Genomic DNA, 19,535 nt, shown 5'->3' with positions numbered 1-19,535 from the left:
GTCACATGACTTCCTTTGCCGATACTCGCTTTTCTAATCGTCGACGTGCCTTGGCTGCCACACTCGCCGGGCAGCGTATTGACGCGATGCTGGTCACTCATTTGACTCACGTTCGATTCCTGTCGAACTTTTCCGGGTCGAATGCTGCATTGTTGGTGTCCAAGGATTTGTCTGCATCCATGTGCACGGATGGTCGCTACACCACTCAGATTGCTCTGGAAGTTCCTGATATCGAGGTGATTATTGAGCGCAATAGTGCCAAAGCTTTGCTCGCCACTGTCGAGGGTCCTCGCCGTGTCGGGTTCGAAGCCGATTATGTCTCTGTTGCGCAACTTGATCGCCTGCAGGAAGCTGTGGGGGAGGACGTGACTCTCGTTCCTGTCACTGGTGTGATCGAAGAACTACGCCTTAAAAAGGACGTTGTCTCCCTGCAGCGGTTGCGTGATGTAGCGGCACTGGCTACGGGTGCTCTGGAAACTGTGCTGCAAGGCGAGTTGCGTGGTCGTTCCGAACGAGATGTCGCCGCGGAACTCGAGTACTTGATGCGTAAGTCGGGAGCCGAACGGCCAAGTTTCGATACCATCGTGGCCTCCGGTCCGAACAGCGCCAAGCCACACCACGGCGCGGGCGATCGGATCATTCGCGACGGTGATTTGCTCACCATCGACTTCGGCGCTCATGACCGGGGTTTTAATTCGGACATGACCCGTACGTTCATGGTGGGTGAGCCCTCGGAGCAGCAGCGGGAAATCTACGAGCTTGTTCGTCAGGCGCAGCTGGCAGGTATTGAAGCTGCGACCCCGGGAACGGCGCTGGTGGACGTCGATAAGGCATGCCGCGACATCATCACCGCGGGCGGCTATGAGGATTACTTTGTACATTCCACCGGTCACGGAATCGGGCTGGACGTGCACGAGGCACCTTATGCAGCTCAGACTGGCGAAGGCGTACTCGAATCTGGCATGACGCTGACGATCGAGCCCGGCATTTATGTTCCTGAAGTGGGGGGAGTACGCATTGAGGATTCGCTCATCATCAGGGATGGCGCGCCTGAGATTATCACCATTATGAATAAGGAACTGATCGTGTTGTAGGATGTACGGGTTAAGACCTATAGAGGGAGAAATTCGTGGCGACTACCGCTGACTTTAAGAACGGCCTTGTCCTCAAGATGGAAGGCAAGCTGAACCAGATCATTGAGTTCCAGCACGTGAAGCCGGGTAAGGGCCCAGCTTTCGTTCGCACCAAGCTCAAGGATGTTGTCTCGGGCAAGATCATCGACAAGACCTTCAATGCCGGTGTCAAGGTTGAGACCGCAAGCGTTGATCGCCGCGACATGACCTACCTGTACTTCGACGGCACCTCCTACGTCCTCATGGATGCAAAGAACTACGAGCAGATTGAGCTCGCTCCGCATCTCATGGGAGATGGTGCAAAGTTCCTGCTGGAAAACATGGTCGTTCAGGTCTCCTTCCACGAAGGTGAGCCACTGTTTGCTGAACTGCCTATCTCTGTTGACCTGAAGATTGAACACACCGATCCAGGCCTGCAGGGTGACCGCTCTACCGGTGGCACCAAGCCAGCAACCCTCGAAACCGGTGCCGAGATTCAGGTTCCGCTTTTCCTGGAGACGGGCAACATCGTCAAGGTTGACACTCGCGACGGCTCTTACCTGTCCCGCGTAAACAACTAATGAGCGACAAGTTCAAGCGTCGCGGCGCGCGCTACAAGGCGCGACGTCGCGCGGTAGACATTCTCTTCGAGGCTGAGGCTCGCGACGTCGATCCGATCGCTGTGATCGAGGACCGCGTCGAGCTCGCTCGCCTCCCGGAACCTCCCGTGGCACCGGTGGCTCCGTACACGCAAGAAATCGTGCGTGGCGTTGCCTTCGAGTTGGATCGGATCGATGAAACGATCGCGCGCTTTCTCGCCGAGGATTGGACGCTGCCTCGCATCCCTGCTGTTGACCGCGCCATCTTGCGCGTGTCTACCTGGGAGTTGCTGTTCAACGCCGAGGTTCCGCGTAAGACCGCCGTGGTTGAGGGCATCGAGCTAGCTTCTGAATATTCCACCGATGTGGCACCGCCGTACATCAACGCAGTGCTTGACGACGTCATGAATCACTCCGACGATTCCACTGCCGAAATCACGGCGGAAGAGCCAACGGAGGATTCCCAGGAAGAACTTTCTGAGGAAACTGTCCCAGCTGAAGCCGTTTCAGTCGAAACTGACGAGCTAAATCAGGATCAGGCTTAGTCCAGATCCACTACACTGGCCTGGCATGAGTACTTTTACAATTGCCGAGGCCAAAGCTCTCGTAGATCCAACCATCGACCCGACCAGCACCCCGGGGTTCAAGGCGTCGAAAGAAAACATTGAACGTCAGGTAGCTGAGATCGAGCCGGAGCTACGAGAACTGCAGGAAAAGCTCTACGCGAATTTCCGCTCGGGCAACAATCCCGGAAACATTCTCATCGTTCTGCAGGGTATGGACACTTCTGGCAAGGGCGGCGTGGTGAAACACACCCTGGATCCATTAGATCCGCAAGGTGTGCACATCACTGGTTTTGGTAAACCAACCAAGGAAGAACTCTCGCACGACTTCCTGTGGCGCATCCGCAAAGCCCTGCCAGGTCCGGGCAAGGTCGGGATCTTCGACCGTTCGCACTACGAGGATGTCATCGTCCATCGCGTGCACGAACTTTCCAGTCCGGAGGAAATCGAGCGGCGCTACGATGCCATCAATGAGTTTGAGAAGGAACTCGTCGACGGTGGCACCACGATCATCAAGGTCTTTCTGCATATCTCCAAAGAGTTCCAGAAAGAAAACCTCACCGAGCGCCTGGAAGATCCAACCAAGTACTGGAAGTACAATCCGGGTGACGTTGACGAACGCGGGCACTGGGACGCATACCAAGAGGCTTACCGGATCGCTTTTGAAAAGACCAGCACTGACGTTGCTCCGTGGTACATCGTCCCGAGCGACAATAAGCCTTATGCCCGCATGGTAGTGAAATTCCTGCTGCTTGATGCCCTCCGCAGCAAGAATCTCGAGTGGCCAGCAGCCGACTTCGATGTCGAAGTGGAAAAGGCTAGAGTAGCTGCTTCCTAGCAGCAAAAAGATGGTCGAGTCCGGTCTTCAGCAGATGCTCTAGCTGGTGATCGGTGAGACCCGCCGCGGTGGGAAAGTTGTATTCCAACCGAGTGAGCGGCGCAGGGGCGTCGATAAGCGCTGCGGACACGAAGAGCGGCGAGGCGTTGGTGTCGTTACAGGCCGGGATGCTCACTTCGGGAAGATCCATGCGCAGCACGATGCTGGATGGCAGCGATAGAAACTGCACGAGGCAGTCGTTGAGGTTCGCCACCCATAGTCGCGCTGTGGGCGTCGGAGTGAGCTGCACTCCTAGCGTTCGGGCTGCAGCGAGGAGTCGGGGATATGTTACTTCCATTGGGCAAACCATTCGCAAGCGGATCCGATTGCGCCGAGTGTGGCGGAAAGGAAGAATCCGAGTTGATTGTCGTCAAGATCCTCGGCTAACGCGAGACCCTGTTTGAAATAGAGATCGCCGTCCACCACGAATGCGGTCGGACTGACGTGGTGGGCATTCCACTCGTTGACGGCGACGAGATTTCGCCATGAATCACGGAACCGAGCGCTGACCAGCAGATTTTCTGCCGTGGCAAAAACCGTGATCGCCACGTCCTCGAATCCGGTGGACACCGATCTTTCGTCTCGGACGAACTCTAAGCCTTCTGCCGAAAAGAAGTCTGCAATGCGATCAAGCATGGTCGCCACCCAATTCATGCCCCAGTGCCTGCGCGAGATGGGGATGGCGCAGATCTCGCAGCGACGTCGCGACACGTTGGTCCGCGAGCGCAAACTCAGTCGCGCCTTCTTTGCCCAGCAGCAGCTTTGGACCAATGCTCGGTATGTTGACCAAAGCTGGCCGACGCAACTCCTTGGAGAGCAGCTCCGCGAACTCAGAGTTGCGCACCGGGTGGGGGGAGACCGCATTGACAGGTCCGGAAGAGTCATTGAAAAGCGCGGCAGCATAAGCATCGACGAGGTCGTCAATGCTCACCCACGACATCCACTGCTCGCCGGTGCCAAGGGAACCACCAAGTCCGGTAGAAAACAATGCCTTGAACACCGGCAACGCTCCGCCGCGCCCAGATAGCACCATGCCGGTACGCATGAGCACTGTTCGTTTAGTGCAGGTCGTTGCAGCAGCTTCCCAGTCGGCTACCACGTCAGCGAGGAAACCTTCGCCGGGACCAGCGTGAACATCGACTGGTTCATCCGTTCCGCACTTCGGGCCGTAGTAGCCGATGGCAGATGCTGAGATAAACGTGTGGCAGGTGGGGCTGGTGGAGACGAGTTCGGCAAGTTTCTTGGTCGGTTCGATGCGGGAATCTCGCAGCGCCTTCTTGTGGGAGTCGCTGAAACGACCGAGAATGGGTTCTCCGGCGAGGTGGATGACAGCGTTTAGGCCGTCGAGAAGCTGCGGGTCTGGCGAGGTGGGGTTCCAGAGCCGTTGGCCTGGTTTGGCCCGCTCGCGGGTGAGTTGGACAACTTCGACTCCAAGCGTGGACAGAAAGGCCGTTAAAGCTCGGCCGACCAGCCCGCGAGAGCCAGTGATTCCGACGGTTATAGCAGTGGGATTAATACGAGCGGCCGAGGTGAGATCGCCAAGGAGCTGGCGCTGCCGATAGGCAAAAGAAGCCCGAAGTGCGGCGCGTGGAACACGAGTGTCCACGACATCTGTCAGCTCCGTTCCTCCTGGGGCATCTTCGAAGCGATGCACGTGGCGCCAGTGGGCGAGTGCCTTGATGGGCGCCGAGACACAGTCGTCGGCGAACTGGCGGCCGCGTCGATAAGCGGTGATGTCGTGGCGTGCGATCCACTTGAGTCCGGCAGGAAGGGCAAATACCGTTGTGCCATCGGCCAAGCTGGCTGCCTGACGCACCGGCGTCATTGGTAGAAACGGGGGAGTGAGGCGGGCGACGGCACCCAAACGGGTGTGATAGGTCCAGACAGTATCGCGATCGAAGGGCAGAAACTGCGTGGTGGTGTAGCTCATCGATCGTGCCTTTCGGTCCGGGACGCCAACCGATGCTAAAGTTGGCTGTTGTCATACCAGCATAGAGACATCCTTTAATGGTCCGCACAGAGAGGCGGGGAAGGAGGTCACGATGAGCGACACCATGGAAACCGAATTGCTGTCCGCAGCAGACGTCGGCCGAACCGTGGCGCGAATCGCGCACCAGATTATTGAGAAAACGGCACTAGACGCAGGCGAATCCCGCGTGCTTCTCCTTGGCATTCCATCAGGAGGCGTGCCCCTTGCGCAGCGCCTGGCTGCCAAGATCGAAGAGTTTTCGGGGGTGACAGTACCCACCGGCTCGCTAGACATCACGCTGTACCGCGACGATTTGCGATCCAAACCGCATCGCGCGCTGCTACCCACCGTGATACCCGAGACCATCGACGACGCAATCGTCATCCTCGTTGACGACGTCCTCTTCTCGGGCCGTACCATCCGCGCCGCACTCGACGCCCTCCGCGACGAGGGGCGCCCGGCAAACATCCAGCTTGCAGTGCTCGTTGACCGCGGACACCGCCAGCTGCCGATCCGCGCCGACTACGTTGGCAAAAACCTCCCCACTTCAAAAGACGAAGACGTTAACGTTCGACTGTCGGAAATCGACGGTCACGACGGTGTCTTTATCAAGCGAGAGAGCTAACACATGAAGCACCTCCTGAGCATTTCCGACCTCAGCAAAGACGAAATCATTGGCCTGCTCGATGAGGCAGACAAATTCCGGGCAGCGCTCGAAGGACGCGAGGTGAAGAAGCTGCCCACCCTGCGTGGCCGCACCATCTTCACCATGTTCTACGAGAACTCCACCCGTACCCGTTCTTCCTTCGAAACCGCCGGCAAATGGATGAGCGCAGACGTCATCAACGTCTCCGCCTCCGGCTCCTCAGTGAAGAAGGGCGAGTCTCTCAAGGACACCGCGTCAACACTAGCTGCGGTAGGCGCCGACGCGATTGTGATGCGACACCCGTCGTCAGGCGCGGCGCAGCAGGTCGCGCAGTGGCTGGGACCAAACGGCCCGTCGATCATCAACGCCGGCGATGGGGCACACCAGCACCCCACGCAGGCGCTTCTCGACGCCGTGACGATGCGCCAACGCCTCGGCCGACTGACCGGCCTGAAGGTAGTCATCGTGGGTGACTGCTTGCATTCACGCGTGGTGCGCTCCAATGTCGAGCTGCACGCAGCTCTTGGCAACGAAGTCGTGCTCGTTGCGCCACCGACGTTGTTGCCTACCGGAGTGGAAAACTGGCCAGTTCGCGTCAGCTACGAGATGGACGATGAGATCAAGGACGCCGACGTCGTCATGATGCTGCGCGTTCAGCAGGAGCGTATGCACGGCGGATTCTTCCCGTCGCACCGCGAGTACGCGACGCTCTATGGCATGTCGAAGGCACGCGCAGCGTCGATGCGCGAGGATGCCATCGTCATGCACCCTGGCCCCATGCTTCGTGGCATGGAAATGAACTACCACGTCGCAGACGGCCCGCAGACGGCAGTGCTGCAACAGGTCAGCAACGGTGTGCACGTGCGCATGGCCGTGCTGTTTACCACTTTGATTGGGACGGAGAGCTAATCATGAACTTCCCTGAAACTGGCCAGCTGGCCCCGGCAGCGTCCGAATCCCTGCTTCTGAAGAATGTAAAGCCTTACGGCGAAGACCTCGTTGACGTCTTCATCGAGGACGGCGTGATCACTCAGATGGGCGCATCGCTGGAAGTGTCTGCGGATCGCGAGATCGATGGACATGGCCAGATCCTGCTCCCAGGCCTGGTAGACATGCACGTTCACCTGCGCGAACCCGGCCGCGAGGACACCGAGACCCTGGCTACCGGCTCTGCCGCTGCTGCCAAGGGTGGCTTCACGGCTGTGTTCACCATGGCCAACACCATCCCAGTCATGGATCAGCCCACCATCGCCGAGTCCGTGTGGCTCAAGTCCCAGGCCATCGGCCTGTGCGACGTCCACCCCATCGGGTCTATCACCAAGGGACTTGAAGGTAAGGAAATCACCGAGTTCGGCATGATGGCCCGCTCGGCCGCCAAGGTGCGCATGTTCTCCGACGACGGCAAGTGCGTGGACAACCCGATGATCATGCGACGCGCCATTGAGTATGCAAAGGGCCAGGATGTTCTGCTTGCCCAGCACTGCGAGGACTTGCGGCTTTCCGACGGCGCACCTGCACACGAGGGCCAGACCGCAGCGCGACTCGGGCTCCGAGGATGGCCACGTGCCGCGGAGGAATCCATTGTCGCTCGCGACTCGCTCCTTACTCGCGACTACGGCACCCGCATGCACATCTGTCACTTGTCTACGGTCGGCTCGGTAGAGCTGGTGAAGTGGGCCAAGGCGCAGGGCATTCCAATCACTGCTGAAGTCACCCCACACCACCTCATCCTCACGGACAAGCTGTTGGAATCCTACGACGGCGTGTACCGAGTGAATCCTCCGCTGCGCGAAGACCACGACACTGCTGCACTGCGAGAAGCACTCCTCGACGGAACCATCGACTGTGTGGCTACTGACCACGCTCCGCATGGTTCTGAAGAAAAGTGCGTCGAATTTGAGCATGCGCGACCGGGCATGCTCGGCCTCGAGACCTCGCTGTCTATCATTGCGGACACTTTCGTGCGCTCTGGACTCGCTGACTGGCGATGGGTAGCAAAGGTCATGTCCGAGCGCCCCGCCGAGATTGTGCGCCTGCCTGGTCACGGCCGCCCAATTGCGGTCGGGGAGCCTGCCAACCTGACCCTGGTTGATCCTGAGCGCACCTGGGTTGCCCGTGGCGAAGAGATGGATTCGAAGGCGGAAAACACGCCGTATGAGGGAATGGAGTTCCATTCCAAGGTGACCACGACGATCCTGCGTGGCCACGTAACATGTGCTGAGGGCAAGGCTGCAGAGCCCAACACTGTATAATTTGCAATATAATGAATAATATCGAATTAGTGAAAGGCTCCACTGTGTTCAACGACGTACCTGCAAAGCTGGTGCTCGCGGACGGCCGGATCTTTACCGGCTTCGGCTTCGGCGCAACCGGCACCACCCTCGGTGAGGCCGTATTTACCACCGCCATGACTGGCTATCAAGAATCGATGACCGACCCATCTTTCCACCGACAGATTGTGGTCGCCGCTGCGCCGCAGATCGGCAATACCGGTTGGAACGATGAAGACTACGAGTCCCATGACCACCGCATCTGGGTGGCCGGTCTCGTGATCCGTGACTTGGCAGCTCGCGTGTCTAACTGGCGTTCCGAGCGTTCCCTAGCAGATGAAATGAAGAAGCAAAACATCATCGGAATCTCCGGGGTAGATACCCGCGCACTCGTTCGTCACCTGCGCGACCATGGTTCCATTGCTGCAGGAATTTTCGCCGGTGAGGACGCGCTCCGCAGCGAGGACGAGCTGCTAAAGATCGTGCAAGACCAGCCGTCCATGGCAGGTGCCGACCTGGCATCTGAGGTCTCCACTGATAAGCCTTATGTGTTGGAGCCAGAAGGAGAGACCAAGTACACCGTCGTGGCCTACGACATGGGCATCAAGTCTCAGACTCCGCGTAACTTCGCAGCACGTGGCATCCGCACTGTAGTCGTTCCTGCCAATACTCCGTTCGAAGAAATTAAGCAGTACAACCCTGATGGCGTCTTCATCTCCAACGGCCCTGGTGACCCAGCTACCGCGGACGCCATGGTCGGTATCGTTGGCGACATCATCTCCGCCGATGTGCCACTGTTCGGCATTTGCTTCGGCAACCAGATCCTTGGTCGCGCCCTGGGTCTGAAGACCTACAAGATGAAGTTCGGTCACCGCGGTATCAACATCCCAGTCAAGGATTTGATCAGCGGTCGTATCGATATCACCTCCCAGAACCACGGCTTTGCGCTGGAAGGTGAAGCCGGGCAAGAGTTCGATTCACCATTCGGTCCAGCGCACATCACCCACGTTTGCCTTAACGACGGCACCGTAGAAGGCGTTGCACTCAAGAGCGGCCGTGCCTTCTCCGTGCAGTACCACCCAGAGTCCGCAGCTGGCCCACACGACGCAAACCCATTGTTCGACCAGTTCCTGGCCCTGCTGGGTTCCAAGTAAACCGACGACCGCTACGAGGAGATAACAATGCCAAAGCGTAACGACATCAAGCACGTACTGGTCATCGGTTCCGGCCCGATCGTCATCGGCCAGGCCTGTGAATTCGACTACTCCGGCACCCAGGCGTGCCGCGTGCTCAAGCAGGAGGGCCTGCGCGTCACCCTGATCAACTCCAACCCGGCCACGATCATGACCGACCCTGAGTTCGCTGACCACACCTACGTGGAGCCGATTCAGCCGGAGTACATTGAGAAGATTTTCGAAAAGGAAATCGCTCAAGGCCACCCAATCGATGCAGTGCTGGCAACGCTGGGCGGACAGACCGCGCTGAACGCAGCTATCCAACTGGATCGCCGCGGCTCCCTAGAAAAGTACAACGTAGAACTCATCGGCGCGGATATTCCAGCTATTCAGCGCGGCGAAGACCGCCAGATGTTCAAGGACATCGTCGCCAAGATTGGTGGCGAGTCCGCTCGCTCCCGCGTCTGCCACAACATGGATGAGGTCCATGAGGCCGTAAAAGACCTCGGTCTGCCCGTAGTCGTTCGCCCATCCTTCACCATGGGTGGCCTCGGCTCCGGCCTGGCCTACAACGATGCCGACCTCGAGCGCATCGCTGGCGGCGGTCTGGCTGCATCCCCTGAAGCCAACGTGCTGATTGAAGAGTCCATCCTGGGCTGGAAGGAATTCGAGCTCGAGCTCATGCGCGACGGCGATGACAACGTGGTTGTCGTCTGTTCCATCGAAAACGTTGACGCTCTCGGCGTGCACACCGGCGACTCCGTCACTGTGGCACCGTCCATGACCTTGACGGACCGCGAGTTCCAGATCATGCGTGACCAGGGCATCGCGATCATCCGCGAGGTTGGCGTTGACACCGGCGGCTGTAACATCCAGTTCGCCATCAACCCGAACGACGGTCGCATCATCACCATCGAGATGAACCCGCGCGTGTCCCGTTCTTCCGCCCTAGCGTCGAAGGCCACTGGCTTCCCAATCGCAAAGATCGCGGCGAAGCTCGCCATCGGCTACACCCTGGATGAAATCACCAACGACATCACCGGCGAGACGCCGGCGGCATTCGAGCCGACGTTGGACTATGTCGTCGTGAAGGCCCCACGCTTTGCTTTTGAAAAGTTCGTCGGTGCCGACGACACCCTGACCACCACGATGAAGTCGGTCGGCGAAGCTATGTCGCTCGGTCGCAACTACATCAGCGCACTCGGCAAGGTCATGCGTTCCTTGGAAAACAAGCAAGCCGGTTTCTGGACCGTGCCGGACGAGGCGTTCGCGGGCGAGCGCGCCACGGACGTGAAGGCTGTGCTCGAAGACCTCAAGCGCCCAACCGAAGGCCGTCTCTACGACGCTGAACTCGCCCTGCGCCTCGGCGCGAGCGTGGAAGAGGTCTACGAAGCTTCCGGCATCGATCCGTGGTTCCTCGGCGAACTGCAGACCCTGGTTGATTTCCGCCAGCGCCTTATCGACGCTCCATTCCTCAATGAAGAGTTGATGCGCTACGCCAAGTTCCTGGGCCTGTCTGACCGCCAGATCGCTGCGCTGCGCCCAGAGTTTGCCGGCGAAGATGGCATCCGACGCCTGCGCTGGTCCCTCGGAATCCGTCCGGTCTTCAAGACCGTTGATACCTGTGCCGCAGAGTTTGAGGCCAAGACCCCGTACCACTACTCCGCATACGAGCTTGATCCGAACGCAGAGTCCGAGGTCGCTCCACAGACCGAAAAAGACAAGGTCATTATTCTTGGCTCGGGCCCGAACCGTATCGGACAGGGCATTGAGTTCGACTACTCCTGTGTGCACGCTGCCCTAGAGCTTTCCCGCGTGGGCTTTGAGACTGTGATGGTCAACTGCAACCCAGAGACCGTCTCCACCGACTACGACACCGCAGACCGACTCTACTTTGAGCCGCTCACCTTCGAAGACGTCATGGAGGTTTACCACGCAGAATGCCAGTCCGGCACCGTTGCAGGTGTCATCGTCCAGCTCGGTGGACAGACCCCGCTTGGCCTAGCGCAGCAATTGCGCGATGCCGGTGTGCCAGTGGTCGGTACCTCTCCGGAAGCCATCAATCTGGCTGAGGACCGCGGTGAGTTTGGTGAAGTGCTGCGCAAGGCAGAGCTTCCAGCCCCTGCTTTTGGTACTGCGACGTCCTTCGAAGAGGCCCGCGCAGTAGCGAACAATATCGGCTACCCAGTTCTCGTTCGCCCGTCCTACGTGCTCGGCGGCCGCGGTATGGAGATTGTCTACGATGAGTCCTCTCTCAAGGACTACATTGAGCGTGCCACTGAGATCACCTCCGACCACCCAGTGCTCGTCGACCGCTTCCTCGACAACGCTATCGAGATCGATGTTGACGCGCTGTGCGATGGGGAAGAGGTCTACCTGGCTGGTGTCATGGAACACATCGAGGAAGCCGGCATTCACTCCGGCGACTCCGCGTGTGCTCTTCCTCCAATGACCCTCGGCGCCGAAGACATCAACAAGGTTCGCGAGTCCACTAAGGCGCTGGCCCATGGCATCGGCGTCAAGGGCCTGATGAACGTACAGTTCGCGCTCAAGGACGACATTCTGTACGTGATCGAAGCTAACCCTCGTGCTTCGCGTACCGTGCCTTTCGTGTCCAAGGCAACTGGTGTGCCACTGGCTAAGGCTGCTTCCCGCATCATGCTGGGCGCCACCTTGGCCGAGCTCAAGGCCGAAGGCATGATCCCATCCGACCACGACGGTGGATCCCTGCCTCTCGACGCTCCAATCGCTGTCAAGGAAGCAGTACTGCCATTCAACCGTTTCCGTCGTCCAGACGGCACCATGTTGGATTCTTTGCTGAGTCCGGAAATGAAGTCCACCGGCGAGGTCATGGGTCTGGCCGATAACTTCGGCGCGGCATATAACAAGGCTGAAGCTGCGGCTTTCGGTGAATTGCCTACTGATGGCACGGTATTCGTCTCCGTCGCTAACCGCGACAAGCGCAGCTTGATCTTCCCGATTCAGCGCTTGGCCACCCTGGGTTTCCATATCTTGGCAACTGCCGGCACCGCAGGCATGCTGCGTCGCAATGGCGTGCCTTGCGAAACCGTGCTTAAGCAACATGAGGCTTCTGAGAACGAGAAGTCGATCGTCGACATGATCAACGCCGGCGACGTCAATCTCATCCTCAATACCCCAGCTGGCACCGCTGGAGCACGTACCGACGGCTACGACATTCGCGCTGCTGCCGTCAACGCGGGTATTCCGTTGGTCACCACCGTGCAGGGCGTCACCGCTGCCGTCCAGGGCATTGAAGCCTTGCGATCCGGCGAGCTTGGTGTCCTTGCCCTCCAGGAGCTCGATCACTCGGTAGGGGAGAAGTAAATGGAAACTTTCGGCAGTAAACTGCTGGCCATCACTGCTGAGCGCGGTCGGCTTTGCGTCGGAATTGACCCGCATCCATCGCTGCTGAACTCGTGGAACTTGCCGGTTTCTGCCGAAGGCGTTGCCGCTTTCTCTCGCATCTGTGTAGAGGCTTTTGGAGACACCGTGGCCGTGGTGAAGCCTCAGGTGGCGTTCTTTGAAGCGTACGGTTCTCGTGGCTACGCCATTTTGGAAGAAACCATGGGTGCGCTGCGAGAGAAGGGCGCGCTGGTGCTTGCCGACGCCAAGCGGGGCGACATCGGATCGACCATGGCAGCCTACGCCATGGCCTGGCTCCACCCGGAATCTTCGCTGGTCTGCGATGCTGTGACCGTGTCCCCATACTTGGGGGTCGGCGCGTTAAGCCCAGCTTTCGAGTTAGCTCAGTCGCACGGAAAAGGTGTGTACGTCTTAGCTGCGACCTCAAACCCGGAGGGTGTCACCATCCAATCCAACGGCAATGATGCCGGCACATCAGTAGCCCAGCAAGTGGTGGATGAGGTCGCTTCCCTCAACGCCATCCACGGCAATGCTGGGGTACCGGGCAACTTCGGAGTGGTGGTCGGGGCAACGCTGGAATCAGCCCCAAGTCTGTCCAAACTCAACGGCTCCGTGCTTCTGCCGGGCGTAGGTGCCCAAGGCGGAACTGCTGCCGACGTTGCGCGTCTGGCTGCGGGCGTGGAGGCCTTGGCGATTCCTAACATCTCCCGCGGTGTTCTCAAGGCAGGACCTGATGTAGCAGCACTGCGCGAAGCTGCCCAATCTGCAGCCCAGGATTTCCCTGGATTAATAAATCCTTAAAGTTCACAAATGACCTGGGAAAACCCCAGGTCATTGTTTTTTGGTGATATCAACATGACATGCGGATATGCGGGTGTCACCACGGCTTTTGTCCAAATAGTGCTAGACTGATCGAAGCTCGCCGGAAACTGCAGGTGAACACCCAGTGCTGGCGACGAGTAAAATCGGCATCCAAGATGCTTTAACAATGAAAACCTATATTAATCGGAGGAACCCGTGGCCCTTCCAAAGTTGACTGACGAGCAGCGCAAAGAAGCCCTCGCCAAGGCGGCTGAAGCCCGTAAGGCACGTGCAGAGCTGAAGGAAAAGCTCAAGCGCGGTGGCACCAACCTGAAGGAAGTTCTCGATCAGGCTCAGGCCGACGAGATCATCGGCAAGACCAAGGTTTCTGCACTGCTCGAGGCTATGCCAAAGGTGGGCAAGGTCAAGGCTAAGGAAATCATGGAGGAGCTCGAGATTGCTCAGACCCGTCGTCTGCGTGGCCTCGGTGACCGTCAGCGTCGCGCCCTCCTCGAGCGCTTCGGTTTCTCCGAGGACGACTAATCCTAATGAGCGGCGATAACCATCGGGGCAATCTGGTCGTATTGGCAGGCCCCTCTGCCGTCGGAAAATCGACGGTGGTTCATCGCCTTCGGGAAGAAGTTCCTGGTCTTTACTTTTCTGTGTCGATGACTACCCGTGCGCCACGGCCAGGTGAAGTCCACGGACGCGACTATTTCTATGTCTCGTCCGAGGAGTTCCAGCAGCATATTGACCGCGGTGAGATGCTCGAATGGGCAGATATTCACGGCGGTTTGCAGCGCTCGGGTACTCCAGCTGGACCGGTGCTGGAAGCCCTGGAAGCTGGGCGTCCGGTCTTGGTCGAGGTTGACTTGGCTGGCGCTCGCAATGTAGTCAAGGCTATGCCTGAAACAGAAACCGTTTTTCTCGCACCACCTTCATGGGAAGTGCTAGTCGAGCGTTTGACTGGACGTGGAACTGAAGCCGAAGAAGTAATCGCGCGTCGGCTCGAAACGGCTCGCGCTGAGCTTGCAGCACAGCAAGAGTTCGATCACATTGTTGTTAATGACAATGTCGACGAGGCGGTTCAGGCGATCTCCGCAATCCTTATGAAGGATTAGGGAAAACCCATCTTGCTGGCTAGAATGAAAGCCCGCATTGAACTTCATGTAAATATCAAACCTTGAAAAGGTGTTAGTGAACCAAGTGAGCAACGAAAACGCCACCACTGCTGCCGTATTTGACCAGCCAGTGGGTATTACCGATCCACCGATCGATGAATTGTTGGACAAGGTATCGTCCAAGTACGCTCTGGTGATCTTCGCTGCGAAGCGAGCTCGCCAGATTAGCAGCTACTTCCAGACGGCGGACGAAGGCGTATTCGAATTCGTGGGTCCACTGGTAACTCCAGAGCCACAGGAAAAGCCACTGTCTATCGCACTGCGTGAGATTAACCGCGGCATGTTGGATCACGAAGAAGGCTAACCACTCTTAGGTTGTCAATGCCCGGCTTTTGCGCACTGTGCGCAAGGGCCGGGTTCTTGTATGTCGGCTTATGGCCCCCATTTGTCTGCATTCCGCTAACGTCTAGGGTGTGAAAGATTCCTTGAAGATAGTCGTTGGCGTTGCGGGCGGTATTGCCGCATACAAGGCGTGTATGCTCGTCAGAATTCTTAAAGAGCAAGGCCACAGTGTGACTGTGGTTCCTACGCCCTCCGCATTGAACTTTGTCGGAGCCGCCACGTTCGAGGCGCTATCGGGCAACCGGGTATCGACCACAGTTTTCGACGCAGTCGATGAAGTTCAGCATGTGCGCATCGGCCAAGAAGCCGATCTAGTGGTCATCGCCCCTGCTACTGCTGATCTCATGGCTCGTTTGGTGGCCGGACGAGCGGATGATCTCCTCACCGCTACGTGCTTGGTAGCGACATGCCCCGTGGTCGTAGCCCCGGCAATGCATACGGAAATGTGGATGCACCCGGCAACTCAGGCCAATGTAGCTACGCTTCGGGATAGGGGAGTCACGGTTCTTGACCCTGCCCATGGTCGTTTGACCGGCAAAGACTCCGGACCGGGACGGCTTCCCGAGCCCCAGCAGATTGCCGATCTCGCCCTCACCGCTTTGCAGACTGGAGGCTATAGCCGAGATCTCGAGGGGAAGCGCGTATTGATTACCGCTGGTGGCACTCAAGAAAATCTCGATCCAGTTCGCTTTCTGGGCAATCGCTCCTCTGGACGCCAAGGCTTCGCATTAGCCGAGGTAGCGGCGCAGCGCGGCGCCCACGTCACTATTGTTGCCGGAAATACCGACGAATTGGATACCCCTTGCGGTGCGGAGATTGTGAAGGTGGTGTCAGCGCGTGAGATGGCTGAGGCCGTCGAGAAGCGGGCTACCGATGCGGATCTGATCATTATGGCGGCTGCGGTAGCGGACTTCCGGCCGGAGACCGAAGCCAATGCAAAGCTCAAGAAGGGGCATGACGACGCCGCCCTGAACGCCATTCATCTGGTGGAGAACCCGGACATCTTGGCAACGACTGTCGAGCGCCGTACGAAGGGCGAACTTGGTGAGTGCGTGATCATTGGATTTGCAGCGGAGACTGGCTCGGACACCCAGGATCCGCTTGAGTTGGCGCAAGCAAAGCTGAAGCGCAAGGGCTGTGATCTGTTGATGTTGAACCAGGTCGGGCATGGCAAGGTCTTTGGCGAATTGGACAATGCGGGCTGGTTGCTTGCGCCAGGTCAAGAGCCCAGGGAGGTACCTGCCGGTTCGAAATTCGAGGTAGCCGCTGCGATTCTAGATGCCGCTAGTGAGCTGTAGGTTTTGCCATTTTAGACAGCTTGGTCTATTGTTGGTTTCACTCGATAATATCTCATGACCTTTTGAAAGAAGCACCTTGACTAACGCACACTCCGCGGTCCGCCTGTTTACTAGCGAATCTGTCACCGAGGGGCATCCGGACAAAATTTGTGATGCCATTTCGGACACGATCCTCGATGCACTGCTGACCGTCGACAAGAATGCTCGCGTCGCCGTTGAAACGGTGGTCACCACCGGCCTCGTCCACATCGTGGGTGAGGTTCGCACCTCCGGTTACGTGGAGATCCCGGTGCTGGTGCGCCGAAAGCTGCGCGAGATCGGATTCACTAGCTCCGAGGTGGGCTTTGACGGCACCACTTGTGGCGTGACTGTGGCTATCGGTGAGCAGTCCCAGGAGATCGGCGCCGGTGTGGACCAGTCGCTAGAGATTCGCGACGGGGAAGTAGAAGACGAGGACTCTCGTGCCGGCGCCGGTGACCAGGGCCTGATGTTCGGCTACGCCTCCAACGAGACCGATGAGTTTATGCCGCTACCAATCGCGTTGGCTCACCGGTTGGCTCGTCGCCTGACGCAAGTGCGCAAGGAAGGCATCGTCCCTAATCTCCGCCCAGACGGCAAGACTCAGGTTACCTTCGCCTACGATGCCGATGACCAGCCGAAGTACCTGGACACCGTGGTCATTTCTACTCAGCATGGCCCTGAAGCCACGCAGGAATGGCTACGCGAACAGCTCCAGGAGCATGTCCTCAATTGGGTGATCAAGGACGCTGGCTTGGAGGCATTTGTCACCGATGAGCTCAAGCTTTTGGTCAATCCATCCGGCTCCTTCATCCTTGGAGGCCCAATGGGCGATGCTGGTCTAACTGGGCGCAAGATCATTGTGGACACCTACGGTGGCATGGCCCGACACGGCGGTGGTGCATTCTCCGGCAAGGATCCAAGCAAGGTGGACCGCTCTGCCGCATACGCCATGCGATGGGTGGCTAAGAACATCGTGGCGGCTGGTCTTGCGGCACGCGCTGAGGTTCAGGTTGCCTACGCAATCGGCCGCGCAACTCCAGTGGGTCTGTACGTGGAGACTTTCGGTACGGCACGCCAGGGCTTGACTGATGAGGCCATCCAAGCAGCGGTGTCTGAGGTCTTCGACTTGCGCCCAGCAGCCATCATTCGCGAGCTTGACCTGCTTCGTCCGATCTATGCCCAGACTGCTGCGTATGGCCACTTCGGCCGCACCGACCTCGACCTCCCGTGGGAGCAGCTCAACCGAGTAGAGCAGCTGCGCGCTGCGGCTCTGGGGTAACATAATTGGTCATGAAAACCCGCACGCCAGCAACACATTTGCCTGTGGCGCGGGTTTTGCCATTGCTCGGGCTCGCACACTTGGATCGCACCTTCGACTACCTGGTCGACACCGAGCAAGACGAGGCCGCCCAGCCCGGCGTGCGGCTACGCATCAGGTTTAGTGGCAGGCTTGTCGACGCCATCCTGCTCGAACGCCTTCCCGAAAGCGATCACCCCGGCCGACTGAGTTGGCTAGAGCGGGTGATCTCAACTGACATCGTCTATCCTCCTGCGACGGCGCAGCTTATTGATTCGCTGTGCGATCGCTATGCGGGAACCCGGTCTGATTTAATTCGCGCGGCGATTCCAGCGAGGCACGCAGGCGCGGAGTCTGCGGATACTACCTCGGCGTGGGAGGAGCTCGGCCAAGCCCAGGAGCCGGATCTTTCGGACTGGGCACTGTATGCCAACGGACAATCCTTCGTGGACGCGGTGTTGGATGGCGCTGCGGCCCGCGCAGCGTGGCAGATCTGCCCTGGGGTGCCGTGGTGGCGAAGCGTGGCCGCCCTCGCAGTTAAGACGGCAATCGATGGCGGTGGGGTACTCATCGTGGTTCCCGATCAGCGAGATGTCGACCTTGTGGAAAGCGCGCTGCGGGAAATCGTCGCCGCCAAACAAGTCACTACGCTGACGGCGGCACTGGGGCCACAAGCACGGTACCGTCGCTTCTTGTCAGTTCTCCACGGCCAATCCAGGATTGTCGTGGGCACACGCAGCGCGGCCTTCGCCCCGGTGCATAATCTGCGTTTGGCAGTTGTGATGTTCGATCACGATGAGAACTTGGTCGATCCCCGCGCACCATATGTCCATGCCCGCGAGGTGATTACCACGCGAAGCCACCAACACGGCTGCGCCGTCTTACTCGGCGGACATGCGCGCAGTGCAGAATCCCAGCTCTTGGTGGAGACCGGATGGGCCCACGATATTGCGCCGGAACGAGATACCATCCGACTGCGCATGCCACGGGTACAGGGAATCGGGGAGCATGAGTTGGCCCGTGACCCGCTAGCGAAGCAGTCCCGAATTCCTCATGTGGCTTTCGAAGCCATTCGGGAGGCCATTTCGGCCGATCTGCCGGTACTGGTCGTTTCTCCGCGCAAAGGCTACGTACCTAGCCTGTCCTGTGGCAACTGCCGAACATCTGCCCGGTGCCGATCCTGCAACGGACCATTGGCGATACCGCAGGGGGACAGTCAGCAGCCGGGCATGGTCTCGTGCAGGTGGTGTGGACGCCCAGAAGCTGCGTTTCGCTGCAGCAACTGTGGTTCTTCAAAGCTGCGTGCAATGGTGTTTGGCAGTGATAGAACTGCCGAAGAGCTTGGCCGGGCGTTTCCCGGGGTGCGGGTAGTGAACTCCGGCGGCGCGAAGATCATTGATGAAGTTCCTGACCAGGCTGCGATAGTGGTGGCCACCCCTGGCGCAGAACCACGTGGCAGGTATGGGGCCGCTGTCTTAGTTGATCCGTGGGCGCTGCTCAGCAGGCCAGATCTGCGTGCCATGGAAGACACGCTGGCCAAATGGTTCGCCGCGGCCTCTCTGGTACTGCCCGCTAGCAAGGGTGGTCGGGTAGTTGTCACGGCGGAGACAACGCTGCGAGCTACGCAAGCACTTATTAGGTGGGATCCCGTGTGGGCTGCGCGAATGGAGCTCTATCAACGCAAGGAGGTGGAGCTTCCGCCAACCGTCCATATGGCCGTCGTCGATGGTCCAGTGCGGGCAGTCGAGTCCTTCTTGGAACTTGTCGAGCTGCCACAGAACGCCCAATTGCTGGGACCAGTTGATTTGCCAATGGGAGTAACGCTGCCAGGAGAATACGACGAGAACGCCTGGGGCCCAGCACAGCGATACCTCATTCGAACACCACTCGGTCCCCGGGCGGAACTTGGTAAGGCGCTCCGAGTTGCCCTCGTGGCGCGTGCAGCGCTGAAGGAGACCGCGCCACTAAGGGTGCAGGTCGATCCAATCAATATCGGCTAG

General features: G+C 58.7%; 19 protein-coding genes. 16 read left to right on the top strand and 3 right to left on the bottom strand.

The genetic code is table 11. The features are described 5' to 3' along the window. The first annotated feature begins 5 nt into the window (after positions 1–5). Genes CKALI_RS06140 through CKALI_RS06125 form a run of 4 tightly spaced genes read left to right on the top strand, consistent with a single transcriptional unit; the run spans position 6 to position 3,112 of the window. Positions 6–1,094, top strand: a complete 1,089-nt coding sequence (locus tag CKALI_RS06140) for an aminopeptidase P family protein (RefSeq protein WP_156192464.1) — start codon at positions 6–8, stop codon at positions 1,092–1,094. A gap of 35 nt (positions 1,095–1,129) precedes the next feature. Further along, a complete protein-coding gene (gene efp, locus CKALI_RS06135) occupies positions 1,130–1,693 on the top strand; it encodes an elongation factor P (RefSeq protein WP_156192463.1) in 564 nt (187 codons plus the stop codon). Then, the gene (gene nusB, locus CKALI_RS06130; RefSeq protein ID WP_156192462.1) at positions 1,693–2,256 is read left to right on the top strand and encodes a transcription antitermination factor NusB; all 564 of its coding nucleotides are present in this window, start codon (positions 1,693–1,695) and stop codon (positions 2,254–2,256) included. The genes efp and nusB overlap by 1 nt, the downstream gene beginning before the upstream one ends. Positions 2,257–2,281: 25 nt before the next feature. After that, positions 2,282–3,112: a PPK2 family polyphosphate kinase gene (locus CKALI_RS06125; protein ID WP_156192461.1), complete on the top strand. Its 831-nt coding sequence runs from the start codon at positions 2,282–2,284 to the stop codon at positions 3,110–3,112. Here the strand turns inward: CKALI_RS06125 and CKALI_RS06120 are convergent. The 3 genes from CKALI_RS06120 to CKALI_RS06110 are packed head-to-tail and all read right to left on the bottom strand — an operon-like array spanning position 3,093 to position 5,081. Continuing rightward, positions 3,093–3,449: a type III secretion system chaperone family protein gene (locus CKALI_RS06120; RefSeq protein ID WP_197079642.1), complete on the bottom strand. Its 357-nt coding sequence runs from the start codon at positions 3,447–3,449 to the stop codon at positions 3,093–3,095. The two genes, CKALI_RS06125 and CKALI_RS06120, sit on opposite strands and share 20 nt — an antisense overlap. Continuing rightward, positions 3,440–3,787, bottom strand: a complete 348-nt coding sequence (locus CKALI_RS06115) for a YbjN domain-containing protein (RefSeq protein WP_197079641.1) — start codon at positions 3,785–3,787, stop codon at positions 3,440–3,442. Before CKALI_RS06115 ends, CKALI_RS06120 begins: the two co-directional genes overlap by 10 nt. Further along, complete coding sequence (locus tag CKALI_RS06110; protein ID WP_156192458.1) at positions 3,780–5,081, bottom strand: TIGR01777 family oxidoreductase; 1,302 nt, start codon at positions 5,079–5,081, stop codon at positions 3,780–3,782. The genes CKALI_RS06115 and CKALI_RS06110 overlap by 8 nt, the downstream gene beginning before the upstream one ends. 112 nt (positions 5,082–5,193) lie before the next feature. Between CKALI_RS06110 and pyrR the strand changes: the two genes are divergently transcribed. The 12 genes from pyrR (at position 5,194) to CKALI_RS06050 (ending at position 19,535) form a co-directional block, all read left to right on the top strand. Continuing rightward, the gene (gene pyrR, locus CKALI_RS06105; protein ID WP_156192457.1) at positions 5,194–5,745 is read left to right on the top strand and encodes a bifunctional pyr operon transcriptional regulator/uracil phosphoribosyltransferase PyrR; all 552 of its coding nucleotides are present in this window, start codon (positions 5,194–5,196) and stop codon (positions 5,743–5,745) included. 3 nt (positions 5,746–5,748) lie between these two features. Further along, on the top strand, positions 5,749–6,675 hold the full coding sequence (locus tag CKALI_RS06100) for an aspartate carbamoyltransferase catalytic subunit (protein WP_156192456.1): 927 nt from the start codon (positions 5,749–5,751) through the stop codon (positions 6,673–6,675). A 2-nt stretch (positions 6,676–6,677) separates the two neighbouring features. Next, the gene (locus tag CKALI_RS06095; protein WP_156192455.1) at positions 6,678–8,018 is read left to right on the top strand and encodes a dihydroorotase; all 1,341 of its coding nucleotides are present in this window, start codon (positions 6,678–6,680) and stop codon (positions 8,016–8,018) included. Positions 8,019–8,029: 11 nt separating this feature from the next. Further along, positions 8,030–9,190, top strand: a complete 1,161-nt coding sequence (gene carA, locus CKALI_RS06090) for a glutamine-hydrolyzing carbamoyl-phosphate synthase small subunit (RefSeq protein WP_156192454.1) — start codon at positions 8,030–8,032, stop codon at positions 9,188–9,190. Between the two features lie 27 nt (positions 9,191–9,217). Beyond that, positions 9,218–12,556, top strand: a complete 3,339-nt coding sequence (gene carB, locus CKALI_RS06085; RefSeq protein ID WP_156192453.1) for a carbamoyl-phosphate synthase large subunit — start codon at positions 9,218–9,220, stop codon at positions 12,554–12,556. Continuing rightward, entirely contained in the window at positions 12,557–13,396 is an 840-nt protein-coding gene (gene pyrF / locus CKALI_RS06080; RefSeq protein ID WP_156192452.1) for an orotidine-5'-phosphate decarboxylase, read from the top strand. Positions 13,397–13,612: 216 nt separating this feature from the next. Continuing rightward, positions 13,613–13,939, top strand: a complete 327-nt coding sequence (gene mihF, locus CKALI_RS06075) for an integration host factor, actinobacterial type (protein ID WP_156192451.1) — start codon at positions 13,613–13,615, stop codon at positions 13,937–13,939. Positions 13,940–13,944: 5 nt separating this feature from the next. Next, a complete protein-coding gene (gene gmk, locus CKALI_RS06070) occupies positions 13,945–14,517 on the top strand; it encodes a guanylate kinase (RefSeq protein WP_156192450.1) in 573 nt (190 codons plus the stop codon). 76 nt (positions 14,518–14,593) lie between these two features. Further along, positions 14,594–14,881, top strand: coding sequence for a DNA-directed RNA polymerase subunit omega (gene rpoZ / locus CKALI_RS06065; RefSeq protein ID WP_156192449.1), 288 nt, complete (start codon positions 14,594–14,596; stop codon positions 14,879–14,881). Positions 14,882–14,990: 109 nt separating this feature from the next. Further along, on the top strand, positions 14,991–16,217 hold the full coding sequence (coaBC, locus tag CKALI_RS06060; RefSeq protein ID WP_156192448.1) for a bifunctional phosphopantothenoylcysteine decarboxylase/phosphopantothenate--cysteine ligase CoaBC: 1,227 nt from the start codon (positions 14,991–14,993) through the stop codon (positions 16,215–16,217). A 76-nt stretch (positions 16,218–16,293) separates the two neighbouring features. Next, positions 16,294–17,517: a methionine adenosyltransferase gene (gene metK / locus CKALI_RS06055; RefSeq protein WP_156192447.1), complete on the top strand. Its 1,224-nt coding sequence runs from the start codon at positions 16,294–16,296 to the stop codon at positions 17,515–17,517. A gap of 11 nt (positions 17,518–17,528) precedes the next feature. Continuing rightward, complete coding sequence (locus tag CKALI_RS06050) at positions 17,529–19,535, top strand: primosomal protein N' (protein ID WP_156192446.1); 2,007 nt, start codon at positions 17,529–17,531, stop codon at positions 19,533–19,535.

The sequence above is a fragment of the Corynebacterium kalinowskii genome, assembly GCF_009734385.1.
GTDB classification, from domain to species: domain Bacteria; phylum Actinomycetota; class Actinomycetes; order Mycobacteriales; family Mycobacteriaceae; genus Corynebacterium; species Corynebacterium kalinowskii.
This window is presented reverse-complemented; position numbering and strand designations above follow the sequence as displayed.